The following is a 21,580-nucleotide window of genomic DNA, read 5'->3' on the forward strand; positions in this document are numbered from 1 at the left end:
GCCCCCGGCGTGCGCTGCGGTTCCCCGATCGGGGTAGTTGCCGGGCCGGAGGACAGGGCAGTTTCCGCCCGTGATCACCGTGCTGAACGTCCACGAACGTGAGCTGCCCGCGGCACCGGCAGCCGTCGGCACCTTGATCGACTCCCTCGGCACCGGGAACGACCGGCTCTGGCCGCCCGGCTGGCCGCCGGTGCGCTTCGACGGGCCGCTGGCCGTCGGCGCGTCGGGCGGCCACGGTTCCGTGCGGTACGAGGTGAGTCACTACGTGCCGGGGGAGTGGGTGCGGTTCCGCTTCACCGGCCCGCGCGGATTCCGGGGCTTCCACGAGTTCAGCGTCCAGCGCCTGGGCGAGGAGCGCACCGTCCTGCGCAACACCCTGGTGCTGCGCCCCCGGGGAGTGCGCTGGTTCGGCTGGCTGCTGTTCTTCCGCCCCCTGTACGACGCGGCGTTCCGGCAGAGCCTGGACTGCGCCGAGCGCGCACTGACCGGGAAGGTCGCGCGTCCGACCGACTGGGGCTGGTACGTACGGCTGTTGCGCGCCGCGACCGCGCGGGTGGCGCCCGAGTCGGCCGAGTGACGACGACCGACCGGCCGGGCGCCCGGCCCCTCAGCGGCTGCCGTCGAGGAGGACCCGGGCGACCAGGGCCGGGTCGTCGTTCATCGGGACGTGGCCGCAGCCGGGCAGCCTTACCAGCCGGGCGCGGGGGATGACGCTCTTGGCCCGCACGCCCTGGCGAGGGATCAGCAGCCGGTCCCGGTTGCCCCACGCCACGGTGACCGGTGTGCCCACGATGTCGTCGGTGAACTGCACGGACCTGCCGGAGCGGAGAGTCTCGGAGAACCCCTGGGACCGGGCCAGGGCGAGCGTCTCGGCGACCACGGCCTCGGGCGAACGACGGCCCGGGCGGGCGTAGATGGTGCTCGTCAGCAGCGTGCGGCCGATCGCCGGGCGGGCCAGTCGTTCGACGACGGGCAGCGGCATCCGCTGGGCAATCTGCCGCATCGTCATCAGCACCGTGAACGCGTAGCGGCGCTCGAGCTCGTTCCAGAACCCCGCGGGGGACAGGGCGGTGACGGAGCGGACGAGCTGCGCCCGGGCCAGGTCCAGGGCCAGCAGGCCGCCCAGCGAGTTGCCCGCCACGTGCGGCCGTTCGATCTCCAGCGCCTCGCAGAGCGCGGCGAGGACGGTGTTCATGGTCGGCAGGTCGTGCGCCATGCCGTCCGGCAGCGCCGGCGACTCGCCGCACCCCGGCAGGTCCACGGCGATCACGTCCCGCTCGGCCGCCAGCGCGGGTATCACCGGGTCCCACACCTGCCGGTGGTGACCGATGCCGTGCAGCAGGAGCAGCGGTTCGCCGCTGCCCCGACGCGTGTAGGACAGGGTCACGTTCTGCTCGCCGTGTGCGGAGGCGACTTTGAAGGAGACGGTGACGGACATGCGGTGCTCCTCGGCTGTACTCGCTGACGGACGCCGTAGACAGCTTGTCAGCAATTACTACCGGCGGGTAGCCCCGAGTTGCCGCCACCGTCCCGGCCGCGGCTGTCCGGGAGGGGCGATTCCGCCTGGACAGCGCCGGACCGGTGGGTTGGGATGGAACCCGTGACCACCGAGACCGCGACCGACGTCTTCGAAGAGCACCGCCCCGTCCTGCTGGGCGTCGCCTACCGCATGCTGGGCCGCGTCGCCGACGCGGAGGACGTGGTCCAGGAGGCCTGGCTGCGCTGGTCGGGCAGCGATCGCGGCGATGTGCGCGAACCGCGCGGCTACCTCGTACGGATCACCACCCGCCTCGCCATCGACCGGCTGCGCGAGATCAAGGTCCGCGGGGAGACGTACGTGGGTCCGTGGCTGCCCGAGCCGTACGTCACCGACTTCGGCGACACCGTGCCGGACACCGCTGAGCGGGCCGTGCTCGCGGACTCCGTCTCGCTCGCCCTCCTCGTCGTGCTGGAGTCTCTGTCACCGTTGGAGCGGGCGGTGTTCGTGCTGCGTGAGGCCTTCGGCTTCCCGTACGCCGACATCGCCGCCATGCTCGACCGCGGCGAACCGGCCGTGCGCCAGCTGGCCGGAAGGGCGCGCAAGCACGTCGAGGAGCGGCGGCCGCGCTACGAAGTCGACCCGGCCCGGCGGCGCGACCTCACCGAACGGTTCCTCGCCGCCGCGGCGGGCGGCGACCTCGAAGGGCTGATGGAACTGCTCGCCCCGGACGTCCGGCTCGTCGGCGACAGCGGAGGCAGGAAGCGGGCGCCGCTGCGGGTCCTGCGGACCGCGGACAAGGTGGGCCGCTTCCTCGTCGGCGCCGCGCGGAAGAGCTACTCCGGCCTCTCCGTGCGTTTCCTGGAGCTCAACGGCGGCCCGGCCGTGCTGTTCCTGTCCGGCGGCAGGCCCGACTCCGTCTTCCAGCTCGACGTCGCCGACGGCCGTGTCCAAGCGGTCTACATCGTCCGCAACCCTGACAAGCTGCGCTCGCTGGCCGCCGTCTAGACGGCGCCGCAGAACCACCGCCGCGCCCTCGCATGAACCTCCCGTGAACGTTCCCGGCCATTGGTCTTGACCAAGCATCAGGGCCGCCCTATGGTCGCAGAGAAGTGAAACAACCTTTAAAAAACAAGGGCGCTAAAGCCGCCGACCACGGCGATTGCGGAGGACAGGGTGGGGACCACGCAGTTGGAATCGGTGCCGGAACCGAAGTACTGGCATCTCAAGACCGTGCTCAGTGAAGCGCTCGACTCGGAGTTCTCCGTGGGGGAGATCCTGCCCAACGAGCGCGACCTCGCGGCCCGCTTCGGCGTCGCCCGCGCCACGCTCCGCCAGGCCCTGGAGCAGCTCGAACTGGAGGGCAGGCTCCAGCGCCGCCGCGGTGTCGGCACAACCGTCGCGCCGCCCCGCATGGGCGTCTCCCTGGGCACCGGCCCGCACACCTGGCCGGGCGGCCCCGAGGACGACTGGCAGCCCGTCGACTGCACGGCGGCGGTGCCGCCCGCGGCGGTCGCCGAGGCGCTGGAGACCGGCCTGGAGGAGCCCGTGCACATCGTGCGGCGCTCCCGGGTCTCGCACGGTCGGCCCGTCGCCGCCGAACTGCTGTACGTCCCGCAGTCCTCGGTGCCCGAGCTCGCCGGCATCGACGCGCCGTCCGGAGCGGCACGCGCGCGTGCGGTGCTGGGCGAGCTCCAGCGGCTGGAGCTGGAGCGGCAGGAGAACGCGGTGGAGCTCGGCTCCGCCGGGGCCGACGACGCGAAGGAACTGGACCGGCTGCCGGGGGCGCCCGTGCTCGTGGTGACGACCCGGTTCGTCGCCGCGGGGCGCGCGGCCGCGTTGTCCGTCGCGACGTATCGCGCTGACACGTGTCGGTTGACCTTCGGTGATGCGGGGGGCGTGGAGATCCACGCCGGGCCGCAGCGGCAGGCGTCCTGACCGTCGCCACCATCCGGGTGCGGTCCGTGGGGGGGCTGCCGGTTCGTCGTGGCTGGTCGCGCAGTTCCCCGCGCCCCTGTAGGCGTTGTCGTCAGCGGCGAGTCGTCGTCGTGCCTTCCACGCTGAAGAGCTGCTCCTCCACGTGGTCCAGAGCCAGGCGCAGGGCGCCCGTGGCCACTGCCGCGTCTCCGAGGCGGGACAAGGTCACCTGCGGAGGGCGCAGACAGTAGTGGGCCAGTTCCTGGCGGAGGGGATCCAGGACGCCGTCCAGGCCTGCTGCCCAGCCGCCGATCACGACCAGTTCCGGGTCGAGGGCGAGGACCAGGGCCGCCACGTCGTGGACCAGGCGCTGGAGGAAGCGGTCGACTGCCGCGCGGGCCCGCTGGTCGCCCTCGCGGGCCTGCGCGAAGACCTCGGCGACGGCCTGTTCGTCGAGCGGGTGCAGCGGTTCGTCCGTGGTGGACAGCAGCGTCTCCGGTGTCACCTCCCGGCCGAGCAGATGCAGCGCGCCGATCTCGCCGGCCGCCCCGCCGTAGCCCCGGTGCAGCCGCCCCCCGATCAGCGAACCGGCGCCCGGGCTCAGCCCCGCCAGCACGAACACCACGTCGTCCGACTCGGTGGCCGCCCCCTTCCAGTGCTCGGCGACGGCCGCCGCGTTGGCGTCGTTCTCGACCAGGACCGGGCACTTGAACGACCGGCTCAGCCGCTCGCCCAGCCGCAGCCCCGTCCACCCGGGCAGCGCGGTGCTCAGCCGTACCGTGCCGTCCGCCTCGACGATCCCGGGTGTCGCCACGCCCACGGCCCGAAGCGAGCCGCGTGCGACACCGGCCCGGCGCAGCAGCTCGGCGACGGCGCCGCGCAGCCGCTCCAGCCGCTCGTCGGCCCCCGCCGTCTCGGGCACGTCCTTGGCCTGGGAGCCGATCACCCGGCCGTCCAGGTCGGCCAGCAGCGCGGCCACCCGGTGCGCGCCGATCTCCAGCCCCAGCAGATGCCCGGCCTCCGCCCGGAACCGGAACCGCCGCGCCGGCCGCCCCTGCCGCCGGGCGGCACCCTCCTCGGCCGCCTTCTCGACGACGAGGCCGGCCTCGATGAGCCCTTCGACGACGCCCTCGACGGTCGGCCGGGACAGCCCCGTCACCCGGGTGATCTCGGTCAGCGTCGCGCAGTCCGTGGCACGCAGCGCGTGCAGCACCACCGCGGAGTTGATCCTTCGCAGCAGCGAGGGATCCCCGCCGGTCAGCCGCCCCACCGTCCGTCCTCCCAGCTCGCGCGTGTTGGCCGGATCGTACTCGGCGCGGCGCACCCCGGCGAGGGACAGGCACCGGCCCCCGCCGATCACCCAGGCGCCACGAACCCCGACTCGTACGCCGCGATCACCGCCTGCGTGCGATCCCTGGCTCCCAGCTTCGCCAGTACGGCGCTCACATGCGACTTCACCGTCTCGGTGCCCACGACCAGCCGGGCGGCGATCTCCCCGTTGGACAGGCCCCGTGCCATCAACCGCAGCACCTCGCCCTCCCGCTCGGTCAGCTGGGCCCGCTCCATCGCCGCCCGCGCGGCCCGGTTCCCGCCGTCGTCGCCGTACTCGGCGGCCAGCTGCCGCACCGAGGCCGGGAACAGCAGCGACTCGCCCTCGGCGATCAGCCGCACCGCGTGCACGATCTCGGCCGGCCGGGCCCGCTTCAGCAGGAACCCGTCGGCGCCCGCCCGCAGCGCCTCGTACACGTACTCGTCGTTCTCGAACGTCGTCACCACGAGGATCCTCGGCGGCTCGTCGACCGTCCGCAGCAGCGACCGGGTGGCCTCGATCCCGTCCAGCAGCGGCATTCGCACGTCCATGGCGACCACGTCGGGCCGCAGCTGCCGCACGAGCGGGATCACCGACGCCCCGTCCGCGGCCTCCCCGACCACCTCGATGTCGGGCTGGGCCTCCAGCACGGCCCGCAGACCCGCGCGCACCAGGGGTTCGTCGTCGACGAGGAGAACGGTGACCGGCATCGGACCAGCGTAGATCAACTCAAGGGCAGCTCGGCATGGACCTGCCAGTCACCCTCGTCGGGGCCGGTCCGGGCCAGCCCGCCGAGCAGGGCGGCGCGCTCGTGTATCCCCCGCAGGCCGCTGCCGCGCCCGGGGCCGGGTATCGGCTCCGTCAGCGGGTTGCGTATCGCGAGGACGAGGGTGTCCGCGGCGACGTGCACACGGACCCGTACGGGAACGGCTCCGGCGTGCCGCAGCACATTGGTCAGCGCCTCCTGCAGGATCCGGTAGCCCTCCCGGGACACCGGCCCGGGCACCGCGTCCACGGGGCCGGTCACCGCGGCGTCGACCTTCGCCCCGGAAGTGCGCGCGGACTCCAGCAGGCGGTCGGCGTCCGCGAGGGTCGGTCTGCTGCTCACCGGCTTCCCCGACTCGCGCAGGACACCGAGCACCCGCTCCAGGTCCTCCAGAGCGGCTCGGCCGGTCTCCTCGATCGCGCCCAGTGCCCGGTCGGTGAAGGCGGGATCGCCCGCCGCCCGCGCGGCCCCCGCCTGTACGACGGCGACCGTGAGCGCGTGGCCGATGGAGTCGTGCAACTCGCGGGCGATGCGCGTGCGTTCAAGGAGCTGTTCGGTGCGCTCCTCCATGGCCGCGAGCCGCTCCGCGGGAGACGGGCCGAGGAGCTTCACGGCCAGCGCGGTGATGAGGTGACCGGACCAGACCACGACCACGGGCAACAGCAGCAGTGGCAGGGGCGCGAGCAGGGCGTGCCACCAGTGGTGCTCCTCGACGCTTACGTAGCCGTCGGCGGCCGGCCCCTGACCCAACCCCGTCGTCAGCAAGTCGACCGCGAGGAAAGGCAACTGGACGGAGAGGTGGGCCACGATCCAGCCGAGGGCCAGCCGCGCCTCCAGCCACACCACCGTCCGACCGCGGTCGGCCCACGTGGCCGACGGGGTGGCCACGATCTCCGCATTCTCGCTGTCATGCCGCCGGCCGGTCAGCAACAGACGGGCCTGGAACCCCTCCACCAGTCGTGTGGCGGGCACGAGGCCCGCGAGTCCGAGCAGCACGGCGGCCGTGGCCTGGGTCCACCACGCCTCCTGGACGAACAACCACAGGGACGGCCACACGAAGGCCACCAGCAGGTGCAGCCACCGCGTGTACGTCACCGCCCGCGTCAACGGGCGCGGCATGCGGACCATTGCCCCATCGTGCCAGCCGCCACCGACAGCGAGCCTCCCCCGCACGGGGGAGACGATCTCCACCGCCGGGGGAGGCCCGCACCCCGGCCGACCGGCCACGCTGCTGCCATGACCAGCATCGAAGTCCAGGACCTCACCAAGGAGTACGGCACCAGACGGGCCGTGGACGGCCTCACGTTCCGCGTCCTGCCCGGCCGCGTCACCGGCTTCCTCGGCCCCAACGGCGCCGGGAAGTCCACCACCATGCGGCTGGTGCTCGGCCTCGACCGGCCGACCGCCGGTACCGCCACCCTCGACGGCCGCGCCTACCCGACGTTGCGCGAACCCCTGCGCCATGTGGGCGCCCTGCTCGACGCGCAGGCCGCGCACGGTTCCCGCACCGCCCGCGACCACCTCCGCGTCCTGGCGACCAGCAACCGCATCCCGGACCGGCGGGTCGACGAGGTACTGGAGGAAACCGGCCTGGCGTCGGTGGCCCGGCGCCGTGTACGGACGTACTCCCTGGGCATGCGCCAGCGCCTGGGCATCGCCGCCGCCCTGCTGGGCGATCCCGAGGTGGTCATGCTGGACGAGCCGTCCAACGGCCTCGACCCCGAAGGCATCGTGTGGATCCGGCAGTTGCTGCGCCGGCTCGCGGGGGAGGGCCGCACGGTCCTGGTCTCCAGCCACCTGATGAACGAGACCGCCTCCTTCGCGGACCACCTCGTCGTCCTCGGCCGGGGCCGGCTGCTGGCCGACACCCCGATGCGGGACTTCATCGACGCGCGCGTGCAGCCCAGCGTGCGCATCCGCACGTCCGACCCCGCCGCCCTCCGGAGCGCTCTGGCCCGGCACGGCCAGGACGCTGTGGAACACCCGGGCGGTCACTGGACCGTGCACCACGCACGCGTGGACGACATCGGCCGCATCACCTCCGCCGCGGGTGTGCCGGTCCTCGAACTCACCGCCGAGGAAGGCACGTTGGAACAGGCCTATTTCGACCTCACGTCGGCCGAAGCCGAGTTCACCACCCAGCCGCAGGAGGCCTGACCATGGAACTCACCCCCGTCCTCCGCTCCGAGTGGCTGAAGATCCGTACGCTCCGCTCGCTCCCGGGAGCGCTCCTGGCCCTGTTCGCCGCGACCACCGCGTTCTCCGCGATCGCCGGGGTCTCCGAGACGTCGGGCCCCGGCTTCGACCCCCTGTTCACGTCCCTGTCCGGTGTCGTGCCGGGGCAGATCGCGGCCGTCTCCTTCGGCGCCATGGCCGTGTCGTCTGAGTTCCAGTCGGGCGCGCTCCGGCTCTCGCTGGCCGCGGTTCCGCGGCGCGGCCGGTGGTTCGCGGCCAAGGCGGCCGTCATCGCCGTGCCGGCCCTGCTGGTCGGACTGGTGACCGCGCTCGCCGCACTCCTGGTGGCGCGGGCCGGGCTCGGCCCGGCGGCCGACGGGCTCGGCACCGGCGAGCAGGTGCGCGGCGTCGTGGGCTGCGGCGTCTACCTCATGCTGATGGCACTGTTCGCCGCGGGGCTCGCCGCCCTGCTGCGCAGCGGCGTGGCCACGCTGTCCCTGCTGATCCCGTTCATCCTCGTCGTGTCGTTCGTGATCGGCGACGCGACGGGCACCGTCGCCGACTTCCTGCCCGACAAGGCGGGACAGCTGGTCCTGAGGGAGACGTACGACGGGACCCTCGGGCCGTGGTCGGGGCTCGCGGTGACCGCGCTGTGGGCGGCGGCCGCCCTGCTGGCGGGGGCGTGGAGCCTGCGCCGCCGGGACGCCTGACCGGAGACCCGACCGGAGAACGGCCGGAACAGGGGTGACGCCCCGCCAAGTGTCAGTGGCGGCGGGTTTACTGGACCCATGAACATCGCACAGCACATCGCCCTCATCGACGAGCTGTGCTACCGCCCCTTTCCGGCGGAGCACGGCCCGTCGGACGTCGGCGTTTCCGGACCCGGTCATCACACCGCGGTGTTAGACGCCGCGGGCGACGACGACCCGGCCCTCCGCGCGGTGACGATCGACCAGTACGAGAAGGACCGGGACGCCGTCTACGAACTCCTCGCCTCACGCTGGGGCGACACACCCCCCTACAACCTGCAGACCGTCCTGCTGCGCACCGAGCAGGAGGAGATACCGCGGCCGTGGGCCGAGTTGAGCGAGCGCGCGAGCGTCGCGTACCTGTGGGAGGTGGAGGGCACCGGCCGCTGGGTCGCCGTGGCGGTCACCGACCGCGACACCTCGCAGGAGGTCCAGCTCCTGGCCGTGGTCACGGAGACGGACCCGCCGTAGGAGATCAGCTCTCGGCGGCTTCCCGCAGCCGCGCGAACTCCTCGGCCATCGTCTCGGCCGTCCAGTGCGCGTTCAGCCCGCTCGGATTGGGCAGCACCCACACACGCGTGTCTCCGATCATCCGCGACTGCGGCCCGACCCGGGCCTTCCGGTCGTCGAACGCGGCGCGGTACGCGGTCACTCCGACCACGGCCAGCCAGCGCGGCCGCAGCCGCCCCACCTTCAGCGCGAGCAGCCGCCCGCCTTCCTGGTACTCCTCGGCGCTCAGCTCGTCGGCCCGAGCGGTCGGCCGCTCCACGACATTGGTGATGCCGAGCCCGTACGACAGCAACTCCTGCTGCTCGGACGGCTTCAGCAGCCGTGGTGTGAACCCGGAGCGGTGCAGCACCGGCCAGAAGCGGTTGCCGGGGCGGGCGAAGTGATGGCCCGTCGCGGCCGTCATCAGACCGGGATTTATGCCGCAGAACAGCACGCGCAGACCGTCCGCGACCACATCCGGCACGACTCGGTCGCGGGCGGCCTCAAGCTCCTCGGGCGTGAAACGGGGCATCCTGAGCGGCGCGTCAGAGGATCGCGCCGGGCGTGTAGCCCGCGGCCTGGGGGTGCTGCTTCACGATCTCCTCGACCCGGGCGACGACGGCGGCGACCTGGTCGCCCGCGGCACCCGTGAAGGACAGCTTGTCCGCCATCAGCGCGTCCAGCTCGGCGCGGTCGAGCGGAATGCGCGTGTCGGCGGCCAGCTTGTCGAGCAGCTCGTTGCGCTCGGCTCCCTGCTCGCGCATCGCGAGCGCGGAGGCCACGGCGTTCTCCTTGATCGCCTCGTGCGCGAGCTCGCGGCCCACACCCGCGCGCACGGCACCCATCAGCACCTTGGTGGTCGCGAGGAACGGCAGGTAGCGGTCCAGCTCCCGGGCCACGACCGCCGGGAACGCGCCGAACTCGTCGAGCACCGTCAGGAACGTCTCCAGCAGACCGTCCAGCGCGAAGAACGCGTCCGGCAGCGCGACCCGGCGCACCACCGAGCAGGACACGTCGCCCTCGTTCCACTGGTCGCCCGCCAGCTCGCCGGTCATCGAGGCGTAGCCGCGCAGGATCACCATCAGGCCGTTGACGCGCTCGCAGGAGCGGGTGTTCATCTTGTGCGGCATCGCCGAGGAACCGACCTGGCCCGGCTTGAAGCCCTCGGTGACCAGCTCGTGCCCGGCCATCAGCCGGATCGTCTTCGCCAGCGACGACGGCGCGGCCGCCACCTGTACCAGAGCCGTCACGACCTCGTAGTCGAGCGAGCGCGGGTAGACCTGGCCGACCGACGTGAACGCCTGCGAGAAGCCCAGGTGCGTGGCGATCCGCTGCTCCAGCTCCGCGAGCTTCGCGGCGTCCCCGCCCAGCAGGTCCAGCATGTCCTGCGCGGTGCCGACCGGGCCTTTGATACCGCGCAGCGGGTAGCGGCCCAGCAGCTCCTCGATGCGGCCGTAGGCGACGAGCAGCTCGTCGGTGGCGGTCGCGAAGCGCTTGCCGAGGGTGGTGGCCTGCGCGGCGACATTGTGCGAGCGGCCGGCCATGACCAGCTCGCCGTACTCGCCGGCCAGCTTGCCCAGACGGGCCAGGACCGCCACCGTGCGGTCGCGCATCAGCTCCAGCGAGAGCCGGATCTGGAGCTGCTCGACGTTCTCGGTGAGGTCCCGGGAGGTCATGCCCTTGTGCACGTGCTCGTGCCCGGCGAGGTCGTTGAACTCCTCGATCCGCGCCTTCACGTCGTGCCGCGTGACCTTCTCACGCTCGGCGATGGAGGCCAGGTCGACGGTGTCGAGCACACGCTCGTAGTCCGCCAGCGCCGCGTCCGGCACCTCGATCCCGAGGTCCTTCTGGGCCCGCAGCACGGCGAGCCAGAGCTGCCGCTCCAGCCTCACCTTCTGCTCGGGCGACCAGAGCGTGGCGAGCTCGGCGGAGGCGTACCGTCCGGCGAGGACGTTCGGGATGCGGGGCTTGGCGGGAGCGGAAGTCACGTGGACGGATTCTACTGGCGATTCGTGCAGGCCAGCGCCGCGGGTACCTTCGTGGGAACCTACGAGAGGTGCTCGACGAGGTCCGCGGGTAAGTCCGCGTGGCACGGCTGAGGCGCGCACCAGCAGGCCAGCGCGGTGCGGCACGGTTCGTCCTGGACCTGTGCGCGAACGCGACGAAGCCCCGGCGGGGAGGACCCAGCCGGGGCTTCTCCTCTGCCTGCGGTGCCTACAGGCTGCGGTGCCTACAGGCTGTCGAGGATCTTCGTCCGTCGGTCGTGGTATTCCGCGTCCGTGAGCGCGCCAGCCGCCCGCAACCGGCCCAGCGTCGCCAGGCGCGCAGCGATGTACTGGCACGGAGCGGCTTACGGGAACCGCCTACGCCCGGTCCTCGTACGGCAGCAGCTCGGGCCGCTTCGGCGGCAGGCCGTCGCCCGAGGAGCGGCCCGTCAGGCGGCGGCCGATCCAGGGCAGCAGGTGCTGCCGGGCGAACCTCAGGTCCGCCGCGCGGCGCATGACCCAGCCGGGCGGCAGCGTCGTCGGCATCGGAGTGCGCCACTCGGTGTCCTCGGGCTCGTAGCCGAGTGCCTGCCACACCGCCTCCGCGATCCGGCGGTGGCCTTCGCCCGTCAGGTGCAGCCGGTCCACGTCCCACATCCGCGGGTCGGCGAGCGAGGGGGCGCCGTACAGGTCGACGACGATCGCGCCGTGCCGTGCGGCGAGCTCGTCGACGCAGGCGAACAGCTCCTCCATGCGTGGGCGGAACCGCTCCAGGACGGGGCCCTGGCGGCCCGGGCTGCGCATCAGCACGAGCTGCCGGCAGGCGGGGGCCAGCTTCTCCACGGCCTCCTCCAGGAGAGCGCGCACCCGGACCATGTCGCACTTGGGCCGCAGGGTGTCGTTGAGCCCGCCGACCAGGGTGATCACGTCGGCGCCCATGGCCGCCGCGACGTCCACCTGCTCGTCGACGATCTGGCGGATCAGCTTGCCGCGCACCGCGAGGTTGGCGTAGCGGAAGCCGGGCGTGCGGGCCGCCATCCGCGCGGCGAGGAGGTCGGCCCAGCCCCGGTAGGTGCCGTCGGGCAACAGGTCCGACATGCCCTCGGTGAAGGAGTCGCCGACCGCGACGAGGCTGGTGTAGGTGGGGTTCGTGTGCATGGCGACGGAAATAGTATCCCGTGCACATACCCAGCAGTCGGTCACCCGTCAGGGGGCCTCGGGAGCCGGGCCCTCACGCCCGCTGGCCGAACAGCTCCCGCAGTACGTCCTCCATGGTCACGAGGCCGGCCAGCCGGCCGTCCGCTCCGAGGACGGCCGCGAGGTGCGTACGGCTGCCCCGCATCGCCGTGAGGACGTCGTCCAGCGGTGTGTGCTCCCGCACGCGCGCGATGGGCCGCATGTCCCGCAGACGGAACGGCACGTCACGCCCGACGGCCTCCAGCGCGTCCTTCACATGCAGATAGCCGACGATCCGCCGCCCCTCGTCCACCACCGGGAAGCGGGAGAACCCGGACTCCGCCGACAGCCGCTCCAGTTCGTCCGGAGTGACGCCCACGCGCGCGTACACCACCCGTTCCAGCGGCAGCACCACGTCGCGCACCGGACGGCGGCCGAGTTCCAGCGCGTCGTGCAGCCGCTCCTGGGCGCGGTCGTCGATGAGGCCGGCCTCGCTGGAGTCCTTCACGATCCGCGCTATCTCGGCGTCCGAGTAGGAGGCGGCGACCTCCTCCCGCGCCTCCACGCGCAGTAGCTTTAGCAGGGCGTTGGCGAAGGCGTTCACCGTGAAGATCACCGGGCGCAGCGCCCGGGACAGCGTCACCAGGGGCGGGCCGAGCGTCAGCGCGCTGCGCACCGGCTCGGCGAGCGCGATGTTCTTCGGCACCATCTCGCCGAGCAGCATGTGCAGATACGTGGCCAGGGCCAGCGCGATCACGAAGGACACCGCGTGCCCCGCGCCCTCGGGCACGCCCATCGCGTGGAACACCGGCTCCAGCAGGTGCGCGATCGCCGGCTCGGCCACCACGCCCAGCACCAGCGTGCACAGCGTGATGCCGAGCTGCGCGGCCGCCATCAGCGCGGAGACGTGCTCCAGGCCCCACAGCACGCTCTTGGCGCGCCGGTCGCCCCGGTCGGCGTAGGGCTCGATCTGGCTGCGGCGCACCGAGATCAGCGCGAACTCGGCGCCGACGAAGAAGGCGTTGACGACGAGCGTCGCCAGACCGATCAGCAGCTGGACGGTGGTCACAGCTCCACTCCCTTCTCGTCGGGCTTCTCGTCGTCGAGGGGCGCTTGCAGCCGGACGCGGGAGGCCCGGCGGCCCGTGGCGTCCAGGACCTCCATCCGCCAGCCGGCGACCTCGAGGGTGTCACCCACGGCCGGTATCCGGCCGAGCACCGTCGCCACCAGCCCGGCGAGCGTCTCGTACGGCCCCTCCGGTGCGCGCAGCCCGACGGCTTCGAGCTGGTCCACGCGCGCGGAGCCGTCGGCCGAGTACAGCGCGTGGCCGGCCTCGTCCGTGCCGGCCGGCGCGAGGTCGGGCAGCTCGTGCGGGTCGTGCTCGTCGCGCACCTCGCCGACGACCTCCTCGACGATGTCCTCCAGGGTGGCCACGCCCGCCGTGCCGCCGTACTCGTCGATCACCACGGCCATCGTGCGCTTGCCGGAGAGCCGGTCCAGGAGCCGGTCGACGGTGAGCGTCTCCGGGACCAGCAGCGGCTCGCGCATCAGCTCGGAGACGAAGATCCGGGTCCGCCGCTCCGCCGGTACCGCCAGTACGTCCTTGACGTGCGCCGTTCCGACGACCGAGTCGAGGGTGCCGCGGTAGACGGGGAACCGGGACAGGCCCGTCGCGCGGGTCGCGTTCGCCACGTCCTCCAGGGTCGCCTGCACCTCCAGGGCGACGACCTGTACCCGGGGCGTCATCACGTTCTCCGCGGTCAGGTCGGCGAGGTTCAGCGTCCGTACGAACAGCTCGGCGGTGTCGGCCGCCAGGACGCCTTCCCTGGCGGAGTGCCGGGCGAGCGCCGCCAGCTCCTGCGGCCCGCGGGCCGACGCCAGCTCCTCGGCGGGCTCCACACCGATCCGGCGCACGACACGGTTCGCCGTGTTGTTGAGGTGCCTGATGAAGGGCCGGAACGCGGCGCTGAACCAGCGCTGGGCGTTGCCCACGGTCTTGGCGACCGCCAGCGGCGACGAGATCGCCCAGTTCTTGGGCACCAGCTCGCCGACGACCATCAGGAACACCGTGGACAGAGCGGTGCCCAGCACCAGCGCCAGACTGTGCGACGCCGACCGTGAGACGCCGATGTCCTCCAGCGGCCCGGCGATCAGCGCGGCGATCGACGGCTCGGCGAGCATGCCGACGACCAGGTTCGTGACCGTGATGCCGAGCTGTGCCCCGGAGAGCTGGAACGTCAGGTTCCGTACGGCCTTGAGTGCGCCCTGCGCGCCCCGCTCGCCGCGTGCCACCGCCTGCTCCAGCTCGGCGCGCTCGACCGTGGTGAGGGAGAACTCGGCCGCCACGAAGGCGCCGCAGGCGATCGAGAGCAGGATCGCCGCCAGAAGGAGGAGCACTTCGGTCATCGGTTCACCCCCGTTCCATGGTTCTCCAGGACGGGGCGGAACGCGCGGTGTCGCGTACTGGGAGGCTCGCCCATGGGCGGACGCTCACAACCTTTCATGCAGAACCGAGTGGCCATCCAAGGGTAAAGGATGGGCAAAGTCCGACCATCGCGCGCAGACCGACAGCACCGTCGCCGCACGCCTGTCGGCGGCCGGAGCGGTCCTGGTCGGCAAGACCACCCGCACGAGTTCGCCTACGGGCACCAACCCGCAGACCCACAACGCCCGGGATCCCGGCCGGGTCGCCGGCGGCTCCAGCGGCGGATCGGCTGTCGCCGCCGGCACCGCCACCTTCGCCCTGGGCACAGACACCGGCGGATCCATCCGGGTGCCCGCCGCGCTGAACGGGGTCGTCGGCCTCAAACCGACCTACGGCCTCGTCCCGCGTCACGGTGTCACGTCCCTGTCCTGGTCACTGGACCACATCGGCCCGACACCGAACCCGGGGACCTCATCACCCTGGCGTCCGGCCTGACGGCCTGGGCGAAGCAGTTCCTCGACCAGATGTCCTCGCCCACCGGCCGCGCCTGTGTCCGCTACGCCCTGCTCGGCGACCCGGACGGCGGCAACGCCGGCCAGAGCTCCGCCTACGCCGCCGAGCAGACCGGCGTCATCCTCAGCCGCGCGTCCGAGCCGGGGGGAACCGGCACCCGGCGTGGAGACGGTCATCGACCAGGTCGTCGCGCCCGTGATGTACCGCATCCTGTTCCGCCCGGACGGACTCGACACCGCCTACCCACCGGCTCGTGGCAGGAGTCCTCAACCCGAGCAGCCCGAGCAGCCGACGGGCCGGTAAGGGCCTTCACGCCGACCGGCATGCCTAGTCCGTGAGGGGCTTCACCCAGCGCCGCCACTGCTCCTCGGGCGCGTACCCGGCGGCACCCCACGCCCGGTGCGCGGTCTCGTTGCGTGTGAGCACCATCGCGTCCGCGCGCCGCCCGCCGAGCCGTACGAACCGCTCCTCGGCCGCGGCGAGCAGCGCGGAGGCGATGCCCTGGCGGCGGTGGTCCGGATGCACGGCCAGCCGGTAGAGGTGGCAGCGCCAGCCGTCGAACCCCGCGATCACCGTCCCGGCCAGCTCGCCGCCCCGCTCTGCCAGGATCAAGGCCTCGGGGTCGCGCGCGACCAGCCTCTCCACCCCCGTGCGGTCGTCACTGATGCTCGTGCCCTCGGCGGCCACCTTCCAGAAGGCCAGCACGGTGTCGAGGTCCTCGGGCGTCGCGGCCCGGATGTGCAGCTCGGTCATGCCGTGATCGCATCACGCAAGGCCGCCTGCGGGCACACCATTTCAGAATCTGGACGTCAGGCCCCCGCGCACCCGCTCCATGACCGGCGCGAACGCCTCCATGTAGGGCTCAAGGACCGTCAGATACGTGAAGCCGTAGCGCTCGCGCCGGGCCAGGACCTGCTCCGTGAGCTCGTCCAGGGTGCCGACCAGAGAGACGGGGAGCTCCAGGACCTGGTCCACCGTCAAGTCGGGGAAGTATTCGAGGAACGGCTGAACCGCGGCCTCGCGGTCCTCGGTTCCGATCACCATCTGGAGGATCAGGTTCAGCTCGGGCGGCTCCTCGCGGTGGTCCTCCGTGAACTTCAGGTACCGCGCCACGCGTTCGCCGAGCTCGTCCGCGGTGATCGGCGACAGCTGCCCGGTGGCGCTGCCCGGCACCGTACGCGCCCCGGTGAACGCCGCGATGTCGGCGTGCTCGGCGCTCAGCCGCAGCATCCGGTCGCCGTTTCCGCCGATCAGCAGCGGCACCCGGGGCCGCTGCGCCGCCTGCGGCTGGTGCTCGTCCGAGCCCAGCAGCCGCTTCAGCTCCTCGACCGTGCGCCGCAGATGGTCGACCCGCTCACCGGGCGAGCCGAACGGCAGCCCGGCCGTCTCGTGCTCCGCCCGTGCGTAGCCGGCGCCGAGCCCGAGCTCCAGACGGCCGCCCGTCAGCGCGTCCGTCGTGGCCACCTCGCGGGCCAGCAGCGCCGGGTTCCAGAAGCCCGCGTTGAGCGTGAACGTGCCGAGCCTCGGCCGCTCGGTCGCTTCGGCCGCCGCCACGAGCGCCGGGAAGGGCGCCGGCATGCCCAGATGGTCGGGGACGAGGATCACGTCGTATCCGAGTTCCTCGGCCCGGCGGCACTTGGCGCGCCACTCTTCGGCGGACGCGGGTTCGAGCAGGTTGACCCCGAAGCGGAACGGGCGCGACATGAACTCTCCTCACGCGGAAGCGACTTGAGTACCGAAGCGATTCCATCACTCGTGCGCGATGGCCGCCAGTACGTTCATGCGGGACGCACGCAACGCCGGGAGCAGCGCCGCCACGACTCCCACCACCGCCGAGCCGATCACCACCGCGACGATCGTGAACCACGGGATCGCGAGGGCCGCCATGCCCTGGAGGGCCAGCACCTCGTGTGTGCACACGCCCCACACCAGCCCCAGCGCGAGCCCCAGGACGGCCCCGAACACCGCGATCACCACCGACTCCAGCCGGATCATCCGCCGCAGCTGCCGCCGCGCCAGCCCGATCGCCCGCAGCAGCCCGATCTCCCTGGTGCGCTCGACGACCGACAGCGCGAGGGTGTTGACCACGCCGAGCACCGCGATGATGATCGCCAGCCCCAGCAGCGCGTACACGAGGTACAGCAGGACGGCGATCTGGTCGTGCACCAGCTGCTTGTAGTCGGCCAGGTCCCGCACCTGCACCTGCGGGTACGGATCCAGGGTCCGCTCCAGGTTCGCGCGCAGATCGTCGTCGCTCGTGCCGGGGGCGGCGTTGACGTACAGCGCGGAGTCCTGCCCGCCCGGCGCGTACCGCTCCAGGGTGGCGAGGCCGAAGTAGAGCCCGCCCTGCGTGCCGAACCCCTCGGCGGCGTCCTGGTCGGTGAGGGCGCCGACCGTCAGCTCGGCCCTGCGCCCGCCCGGGAACTCCACCGGGAGCATGCTGCCCACCCGTACGTCGTGGTCGCGTGCGAAGTCCCGGTCCATGGCGAGGCGCCCGTCCGCGAGCGCGGCCGCCGAGTTTCCTTGTACGTAGGTGATGTTGGCGACCTCGTCGAGCCGCGGATCGTAGCCCGCGGCGGTCGTCTCCACCCGGTCGCCGTCCGGGAGCCGCACCGCGACCGGCGTGAACCGCCCCCGCACGAGCAGGCCCACGCCCTCGGTGCCGCGCACCTCGTCGGTGACCTCCTTCGGGAACGGCAGGAAGTTGGTGTTCTGGATCACGAAGTCGGCACCCAGCGTCTTGTCGATCTGCTGGTCGAACGAAGCGGTCATCGACTCGCTCGCCACCGACATCCCGCCGACCAGGGCGAGGCCCACCATGAGGGCGGCCGCGGTGGCTCCGGTACGGCGGGGATTGCGCAGGGCGTTGCGCTGGCTCATCCGGCCGATCGACCCGAACAGCGCGGGGAAGGCCGCGCCGAGGACGCGGATCACCGGGCGCACCAGCAGCGGCCCGGCGATCACGGTCGCGATCAGGGAGAGCACGACACCGAGCCCCAGCAAGGACGCCGCCGACGATGTCTGCTCCGACACCGCACACCCCACGAGCGCCGCCGCACCGGCCGCCCCGACGACCGCGCCCGCCACCGCCCGCACCCGCAGCGGCCGGCCCACACCGGCGACCTCGGCGTCCGAGAGGGCGGCCATCGGCGAGACCCCCGCGGCCCGCCGCGCCGGCAGGTACGCGGCGACGAAGGTGACGCCGAGCCCGACGACATACGCCGTCACGGGCGTCACCCAGCCGATGACCATCTCGTCGGCGTCGATGTTCATGCCGAGCAGGCCCATCAGCTCGATGAGCCCGGCCGCGAGCCCGATGCCCACGGCGAGCCCCAGCGTGGAGCCGACCACGCCGAGCAGAAGGGCCTCGGTGAGCACCGAGCGGCGGACCTGGCGCCGGTCGGCGCCGAGCGCGCGCAGCAGCCCCAGCTCGCGGGTGCGCTGGGCGATGAGCATGGAGAAGGTGTTGACGATCAGGAAGACGCCCACCAGCACGGCGACCCCGGCGAAGCCGACCATCACGTACTTGATGACGTCGAGGAATCCGCCCAGCTGCTCGACATCCGACTTCGCCTGCTCGTCGGCGGTCCTGAAGTCGTAGGTGTTCGCGCCGAGCGCGGCGGCCACCCGCTGCTTGAGCCGCTCGTCGCTGACGCCCTCCGCCGCGTCGACCGAGATGCTGGTGGCTCCCCGCGGGCTGCCCAGCAGCTTCGTCTGCGCGGTGGGGGTGTCGAGGAAGACCAGTGCGGCGCCGGGGTTGGTGGTGGTGAACGTGGCGATGCCCACGACCCGGACCTCGAACGACCCGGGCGGCGCGATCACGGTGAGGGTGTCGCCGATCGCCACGTCCTTGCGGTCGGCGGTCTCCGAGTCGAGCAGCGCCTGCCCGTCGCCGCGCGGGGCGTGACCGGAGGTCAGTTCCACGGGGCTGCGCTCGGTCGGGTTCCAGGCGGTGCCGAGCGTGGGAGCCCCGGTGGTCGGGCCGACCGGCTCGTTCTCCTCGTCGACGACGGTGAGGCCGTCCACGTCCACCTCGGCGCGTGCCGCCGCGACCCCGTCGACCTGCCGCACGCGTTCGGCGAGCGCGGCCGGCAGGGTGGCCGTCCGGCCGGAGGGCACCGCCTCGTCGAGGCCCTCCTTCGGACTGACGGTGACATCGGCCGCGGTGGAGGCGAACAGCCGGTCGAACGTACGGCTGACGGTGTCCGAGAAGATCAGGCTGCCCGTGACGAACGCGACGGACAGCAGGACGGCGAGCGCCGAGAGCAGCAGCCGTCCCTTGTGCGCCAGGAAGCTCCTCAAGGTCGCCTTGAGCACGGGATCAGTTCTCCTCGGAAGCCGCCGGGGCGTCGTCGAAACGGGTCCGGATCACGTCGAAACGCTTCATGCGCTCCAGCACGGTCTCCGCCGTCGGCCGCCGCATCTCGTCCACGATCCGGCCGTCCCCGAGGAAGAGCACCAGGTCGGAGTGGGCGGCGGCGCCCGGGTCGTGGGTGACCATGACGACGGTCTGCCCGAGCTCGTCCACCGCCTCGCGCAGGAAGCCGAGCACCTCCAGGCCGGCACGCGAGTCGAGGTTGCCGGTCGGCTCGTCCGCGAAGATCAGCTCGGGCCGGGAGGCCAGCGCCCGCGCACAGGCCACCCGCTGCTGCTGGCCGCCGGAGAGCTGCGAGGGCCGGTGCCCGAGCCGGTCCCGCAGGCCCAGGGTGTCGATCACCTGGTCCAGCCACTTGTCGTCGGGTGTCCTGCCCGCGATGTCCATGGGCAGGGTGATGTTCTCCAGCGCGTTCAGGGTCGGGATGAGGTTGAACGACTGGAACATGAACCCGATCCGGTCGCGGCGCAGCCGCGTCAGCTCGCGCTCCTTCAGACCCGTGATCTCCGTGTCGCCGAGCCACACCTGCCCGGCCGAGACGGTGTCGAGCCCCGCCAGGCAGTGCATCAGCGTGGACTTCCCGGAGCCCGAAGGGCCCATCACCGCGGTGAACCGGCCGCGGACGATGTCGACGTCCACCGAGTCGAGCGCGAGCACGGTCGTCTCGCCCGAGCCGTACGCCTTGATCAGACCGCGGGCCCGGGCCGCGATCCCGTCGGCCGACGCGAGGCCGGGGACGTGCTCCGCGGCAGGTGTGGACAAGGCCGCCTCCTCATGGTGGACATCCGATTTCGTTACCTTGCCCGAGGGTAATGTGACGCGGCCCACACTCGGTATCCTCCTCGGGTCGGAGTCCGCCCTTGTCGGTGCTAGCACCTTCGCGCTAGCGTCGAGGTATGGCGAAGACCCAGCTGAACGTGCGAGTCGACGAAGACACCGCCCGAGCCGCCCGCGAGCGCGCCCTGGCCCGCGGCATGAGCGTCAACCGCTACATCGAGGAGCTGGTCAGGCAGGACACCGGCGAGGTGGGCCACACGTTCGTGGAGGCCGCCGCCGACTTCATGAAGCAGTACGAGTCGGTCTTCGCCGAGGAGTTCGGCCCGGACCGTGAAGGCACGCGCGAAGGTCGCCACTGAACCCTTGAACAACCTCCGGATCGATCTCGCCTGGCTGCTGATGCTCGCCGAGCAGAAGACCCCGTCAGACCCCCAGGTCACCGACTGGGGAGCCCTCGTCGCCGCCGTCGCACGCCACCAGGCCGCCATATTCGACGTCCCCGTCTACGACAGCCCGCACGCCCGCGCCGCAGCGCTGCTCCAGCTGCTGATCCACGTCCCCGCGCTGGAACGCTCCAACGCCCTGTTCGCCTCCGCCGTCGCCTACGCGTACCTCGTCGCCAGCGGCGCCAAGGTCGTCACCTCACCCGAGCAGGTCCGCGACCTCGCCCGGCTGGTCAAGAGCGGCGAGGCGTCCGTGCGGGACATCGAGCAGGAGCTGCGCCAGTGGAGCCTGTGACCTCGCGGGCTACGAACTGACCGGGCGCCATGCCGTGCCCAGCACGCAGTACGAGATGGGCAGCGTCGGCCCCCGTTCGGGCATCAGCACCTGCCGGTAGGGGCCGAGCTCGAAACCGGCGTCCCGCATCGCCCGCACCGGCTCCCGTGCCAGGTGGCAGCCCCCGCTCACCACCGGCCACACCGTCCGGTCCAGCGCGCGCTGGCTGAAGGTCATCACCCGGCCGCCGCCCCGGCCGTGCTCGAAGAACCGCACCTCACCGCCCGGCCGCAGCACCCGCCGCAGCTCCCCGAGCGCCCGGGGCACGTCCCGCACACTGCACAGCACGAGCGACACCACGGCCGCGTCGAAGCCCTCGCTCTTGACCGGCAGCGCCTCGGCCACCCCCGGCACCACGTCGACCGGCACCTCCGCGCGCAGGGCGGCCTCCACGGCCAGCTGCCGCAGCCGCCGCTCGGGCTCGATGGCCACGACCTCGGAGACGGTGCCCGGGTAGTGCGCGAAGTTCAGTCCGTTGCCGGCGCCGATCTCGATCACCCGCCCCGACAGCCCGCCGAGCAGCCTCTCGCGGACTCTGCCCATGCCCATCCGGGTCTCGGCGGTGACACTGACCCGGGCGTAGCAACGGGCGAACAGCGGATGGTGCACGGCATCCCGTGGCACCTTGCCGGAGCGGGCGGACCGGAGCGGCATGGAGACCTCCCTGACG

24 protein-coding genes and 2 pseudogenes are annotated in these 21,580 nt (G+C 72.4%); 10 read left to right on the plus strand and 16 right to left on the minus strand.

What is annotated here, in order from left to right; all coding sequences use genetic code 11:
• The first annotated feature begins 73 nt into the window (after positions 1–73).
• The gene (locus AOQ53_RS15010) at positions 74–577 is read left to right on the plus strand and encodes an SRPBCC family protein (RefSeq protein WP_059417723.1); all 504 of its coding nucleotides are present in this window, start codon (positions 74–76) and stop codon (positions 575–577) included.
• Between the two features lie 30 nt (positions 578–607).
• Here AOQ53_RS15010 and AOQ53_RS15015 read toward each other — a convergent pair whose 3' ends face one another.
• On the minus strand, positions 608–1,438 hold the full coding sequence (locus AOQ53_RS15015) for an alpha/beta fold hydrolase (protein ID WP_059417587.1): 831 nt from the start codon (positions 1,436–1,438) through the stop codon (positions 608–610).
• A gap of 162 nt (positions 1,439–1,600) precedes the next feature.
• On the opposite strand from AOQ53_RS15015, the gene AOQ53_RS15020 reads away from it, so the two are divergent.
• Together AOQ53_RS15020 and AOQ53_RS15025 are read left to right on the plus strand one after the other, a co-directional pair.
• Complete coding sequence (locus AOQ53_RS15020) at positions 1,601–2,485, plus strand: RNA polymerase sigma-70 factor (protein ID WP_059417726.1); 885 nt, start codon at positions 1,601–1,603, stop codon at positions 2,483–2,485.
• A gap of 168 nt (positions 2,486–2,653) precedes the next feature.
• Positions 2,654–3,415 (plus strand): GntR family transcriptional regulator, encoded by a 762-nt coding sequence (locus tag AOQ53_RS15025; protein ID WP_059417589.1) that lies wholly within the window; start codon positions 2,654–2,656, stop codon positions 3,413–3,415.
• Between the two features lie 91 nt (positions 3,416–3,506).
• Here the strand turns inward: AOQ53_RS15025 and AOQ53_RS15030 are convergent, their stop codons facing one another.
• The 3 genes from AOQ53_RS15030 to AOQ53_RS15040 all read right to left on the minus strand — a co-directional run bounded on the left by AOQ53_RS15030 (position 3,507) and on the right by AOQ53_RS15040 (position 6,597).
• On the minus strand, positions 3,507–4,664 hold the full coding sequence (locus AOQ53_RS15030) for an ROK family transcriptional regulator (RefSeq protein ID WP_059417727.1): 1,158 nt from the start codon (positions 4,662–4,664) through the stop codon (positions 3,507–3,509).
• Between the two features lie 86 nt (positions 4,665–4,750).
• Positions 4,751–5,413, minus strand: coding sequence for a response regulator transcription factor (locus AOQ53_RS15035; protein ID WP_059417591.1), 663 nt, complete (start codon positions 5,411–5,413; stop codon positions 4,751–4,753).
• Between the two features lie 14 nt (positions 5,414–5,427).
• Positions 5,428–6,597 carry a sensor histidine kinase gene (locus AOQ53_RS15040; RefSeq protein ID WP_059417594.1) on the minus strand — a complete coding sequence of 390 codons (1,170 nt, stop codon included), beginning with the start codon at positions 6,595–6,597 and terminating at the stop codon, positions 5,428–5,430.
• 108 nt (positions 6,598–6,705) lie between these two features.
• On the opposite strand from AOQ53_RS15040, the gene AOQ53_RS15045 reads away from it, so the two are divergent.
• From AOQ53_RS15045 to AOQ53_RS15055, 3 genes are all read left to right on the plus strand, one after another.
• Positions 6,706–7,626: an ABC transporter ATP-binding protein gene (locus AOQ53_RS15045; protein WP_059417596.1), complete on the plus strand. Its 921-nt coding sequence runs from the start codon at positions 6,706–6,708 to the stop codon at positions 7,624–7,626.
• 2 nt (positions 7,627–7,628) lie between these two features.
• On the plus strand, positions 7,629–8,354 hold the full coding sequence (locus tag AOQ53_RS15050; protein WP_059417598.1) for an ABC transporter permease: 726 nt from the start codon (positions 7,629–7,631) through the stop codon (positions 8,352–8,354).
• Between the two features lie 78 nt (positions 8,355–8,432).
• Entirely contained in the window at positions 8,433–8,864 is a 432-nt protein-coding gene (locus AOQ53_RS15055; protein WP_059417600.1) for a hypothetical protein, read from the plus strand.
• A 4-nt stretch (positions 8,865–8,868) separates the two neighbouring features.
• Here the strand turns inward: AOQ53_RS15055 and mug are convergent, their stop codons facing one another.
• The 7 genes and pseudogenes from mug to AOQ53_RS15080 form a co-directional block, all read right to left on the minus strand.
• Entirely contained in the window at positions 8,869–9,414 is a 546-nt protein-coding gene (gene mug / locus AOQ53_RS15060) for a G/U mismatch-specific DNA glycosylase (protein ID WP_059417602.1), read from the minus strand.
• Between the two features lie 13 nt (positions 9,415–9,427).
• Positions 9,428–10,870, minus strand: a complete 1,443-nt coding sequence (gene purB / locus AOQ53_RS15065) for an adenylosuccinate lyase (protein ID WP_059417604.1) — start codon at positions 10,868–10,870, stop codon at positions 9,428–9,430.
• A 59-nt stretch (positions 10,871–10,929) separates the two neighbouring features.
• Positions 10,930–11,010 (minus strand): annotated as a pseudogene (locus tag AOQ53_RS48060) (DUF4326 domain-containing protein); the annotation flags it as partial.
• 102 nt (positions 11,011–11,112) lie between these two features.
• The gene (locus AOQ53_RS48065; RefSeq protein ID WP_078945322.1) at positions 11,113–11,214 is read right to left on the minus strand and encodes an SHOCT domain-containing protein; all 102 of its coding nucleotides are present in this window, start codon (positions 11,212–11,214) and stop codon (positions 11,113–11,115) included.
• Between the two features lie 31 nt (positions 11,215–11,245).
• Entirely contained in the window at positions 11,246–12,025 is a 780-nt protein-coding gene (locus tag AOQ53_RS15070; protein ID WP_059417607.1) for an SGNH/GDSL hydrolase family protein, read from the minus strand.
• A 73-nt stretch (positions 12,026–12,098) separates the two neighbouring features.
• Entirely contained in the window at positions 12,099–13,112 is a 1,014-nt protein-coding gene (locus AOQ53_RS15075) for a hemolysin family protein (RefSeq protein WP_059417608.1), read from the minus strand.
• Entirely contained in the window at positions 13,109–14,449 is a 1,341-nt protein-coding gene (locus tag AOQ53_RS15080; RefSeq protein ID WP_059417610.1) for a hemolysin family protein, read from the minus strand. Before AOQ53_RS15080 ends, AOQ53_RS15075 begins: the two co-directional genes overlap by 4 nt.
• Between AOQ53_RS15080 and AOQ53_RS48070 the strand changes: the two genes are divergently transcribed.
• A complete protein-coding gene (locus AOQ53_RS48070) occupies positions 14,367–14,963 on the plus strand; it encodes an amidase family protein (protein ID WP_408055165.1) in 597 nt (198 codons plus the stop codon). The genes AOQ53_RS15080 and AOQ53_RS48070 overlap by 83 nt on opposite strands.
• Positions 14,915–15,312 (plus strand): annotated as a pseudogene (locus AOQ53_RS15085) (TetR-like C-terminal domain-containing protein); the annotation flags it as partial. The gene AOQ53_RS48070 and the pseudogene AOQ53_RS15085, both read left to right, overlap by 49 nt.
• Here AOQ53_RS15085 and AOQ53_RS15090 read toward each other — a convergent pair.
• Genes AOQ53_RS15090 through AOQ53_RS15105 form a run of 4 tightly spaced genes read right to left on the minus strand, consistent with a single transcriptional unit; the run spans position 15,309 to position 20,118 of the window.
• Entirely contained in the window at positions 15,309–15,734 is a 426-nt protein-coding gene (locus AOQ53_RS15090; RefSeq protein WP_059417612.1) for a GNAT family N-acetyltransferase, read from the minus strand. The pseudogene AOQ53_RS15085 and the gene AOQ53_RS15090 sit on opposite strands and share 4 nt — an antisense overlap.
• A gap of 42 nt (positions 15,735–15,776) precedes the next feature.
• Entirely contained in the window at positions 15,777–16,685 is a 909-nt protein-coding gene (locus AOQ53_RS15095) for an LLM class F420-dependent oxidoreductase (protein WP_059417614.1), read from the minus strand.
• A gap of 45 nt (positions 16,686–16,730) precedes the next feature.
• Positions 16,731–19,298 carry an ABC transporter permease gene (locus AOQ53_RS15100; protein ID WP_059417616.1) on the minus strand — a complete coding sequence of 856 codons (2,568 nt, stop codon included), beginning with the start codon at positions 19,296–19,298 and terminating at the stop codon, positions 16,731–16,733.
• A 4-nt stretch (positions 19,299–19,302) separates the two neighbouring features.
• Entirely contained in the window at positions 19,303–20,118 is an 816-nt protein-coding gene (locus tag AOQ53_RS15105; RefSeq protein WP_059417618.1) for an ABC transporter ATP-binding protein, read from the minus strand.
• A 134-nt stretch (positions 20,119–20,252) separates the two neighbouring features.
• On the opposite strand from AOQ53_RS15105, the gene AOQ53_RS15110 reads away from it, so the two are divergent.
• Both AOQ53_RS15110 and AOQ53_RS15115 read left to right on the plus strand, forming a co-directional pair.
• Positions 20,253–20,492: a toxin-antitoxin system, antitoxin component gene (locus AOQ53_RS15110; RefSeq protein ID WP_059417620.1), complete on the plus strand. Its 240-nt coding sequence runs from the start codon at positions 20,253–20,255 to the stop codon at positions 20,490–20,492.
• A 4-nt stretch (positions 20,493–20,496) separates the two neighbouring features.
• The gene (locus tag AOQ53_RS15115; protein ID WP_059417728.1) at positions 20,497–20,871 is read left to right on the plus strand and encodes a hypothetical protein; all 375 of its coding nucleotides are present in this window, start codon (positions 20,497–20,499) and stop codon (positions 20,869–20,871) included.
• Positions 20,872–20,880: 9 nt separating this feature from the next.
• Here AOQ53_RS15115 and AOQ53_RS15120 read toward each other — a convergent pair whose 3' ends face one another.
• Positions 20,881–21,564 (minus strand): class I SAM-dependent methyltransferase, encoded by a 684-nt coding sequence (locus AOQ53_RS15120; RefSeq protein WP_059417622.1) that lies wholly within the window; start codon positions 21,562–21,564, stop codon positions 20,881–20,883.
• Positions 21,565–21,580: the final 16 nt, after the last annotated feature.

Source organism: Streptomyces azureus (assembly GCF_001270025.1).
Lineage (GTDB): Bacteria > Actinomycetota > Actinomycetes > Streptomycetales > Streptomycetaceae > Streptomyces > Streptomyces azureus.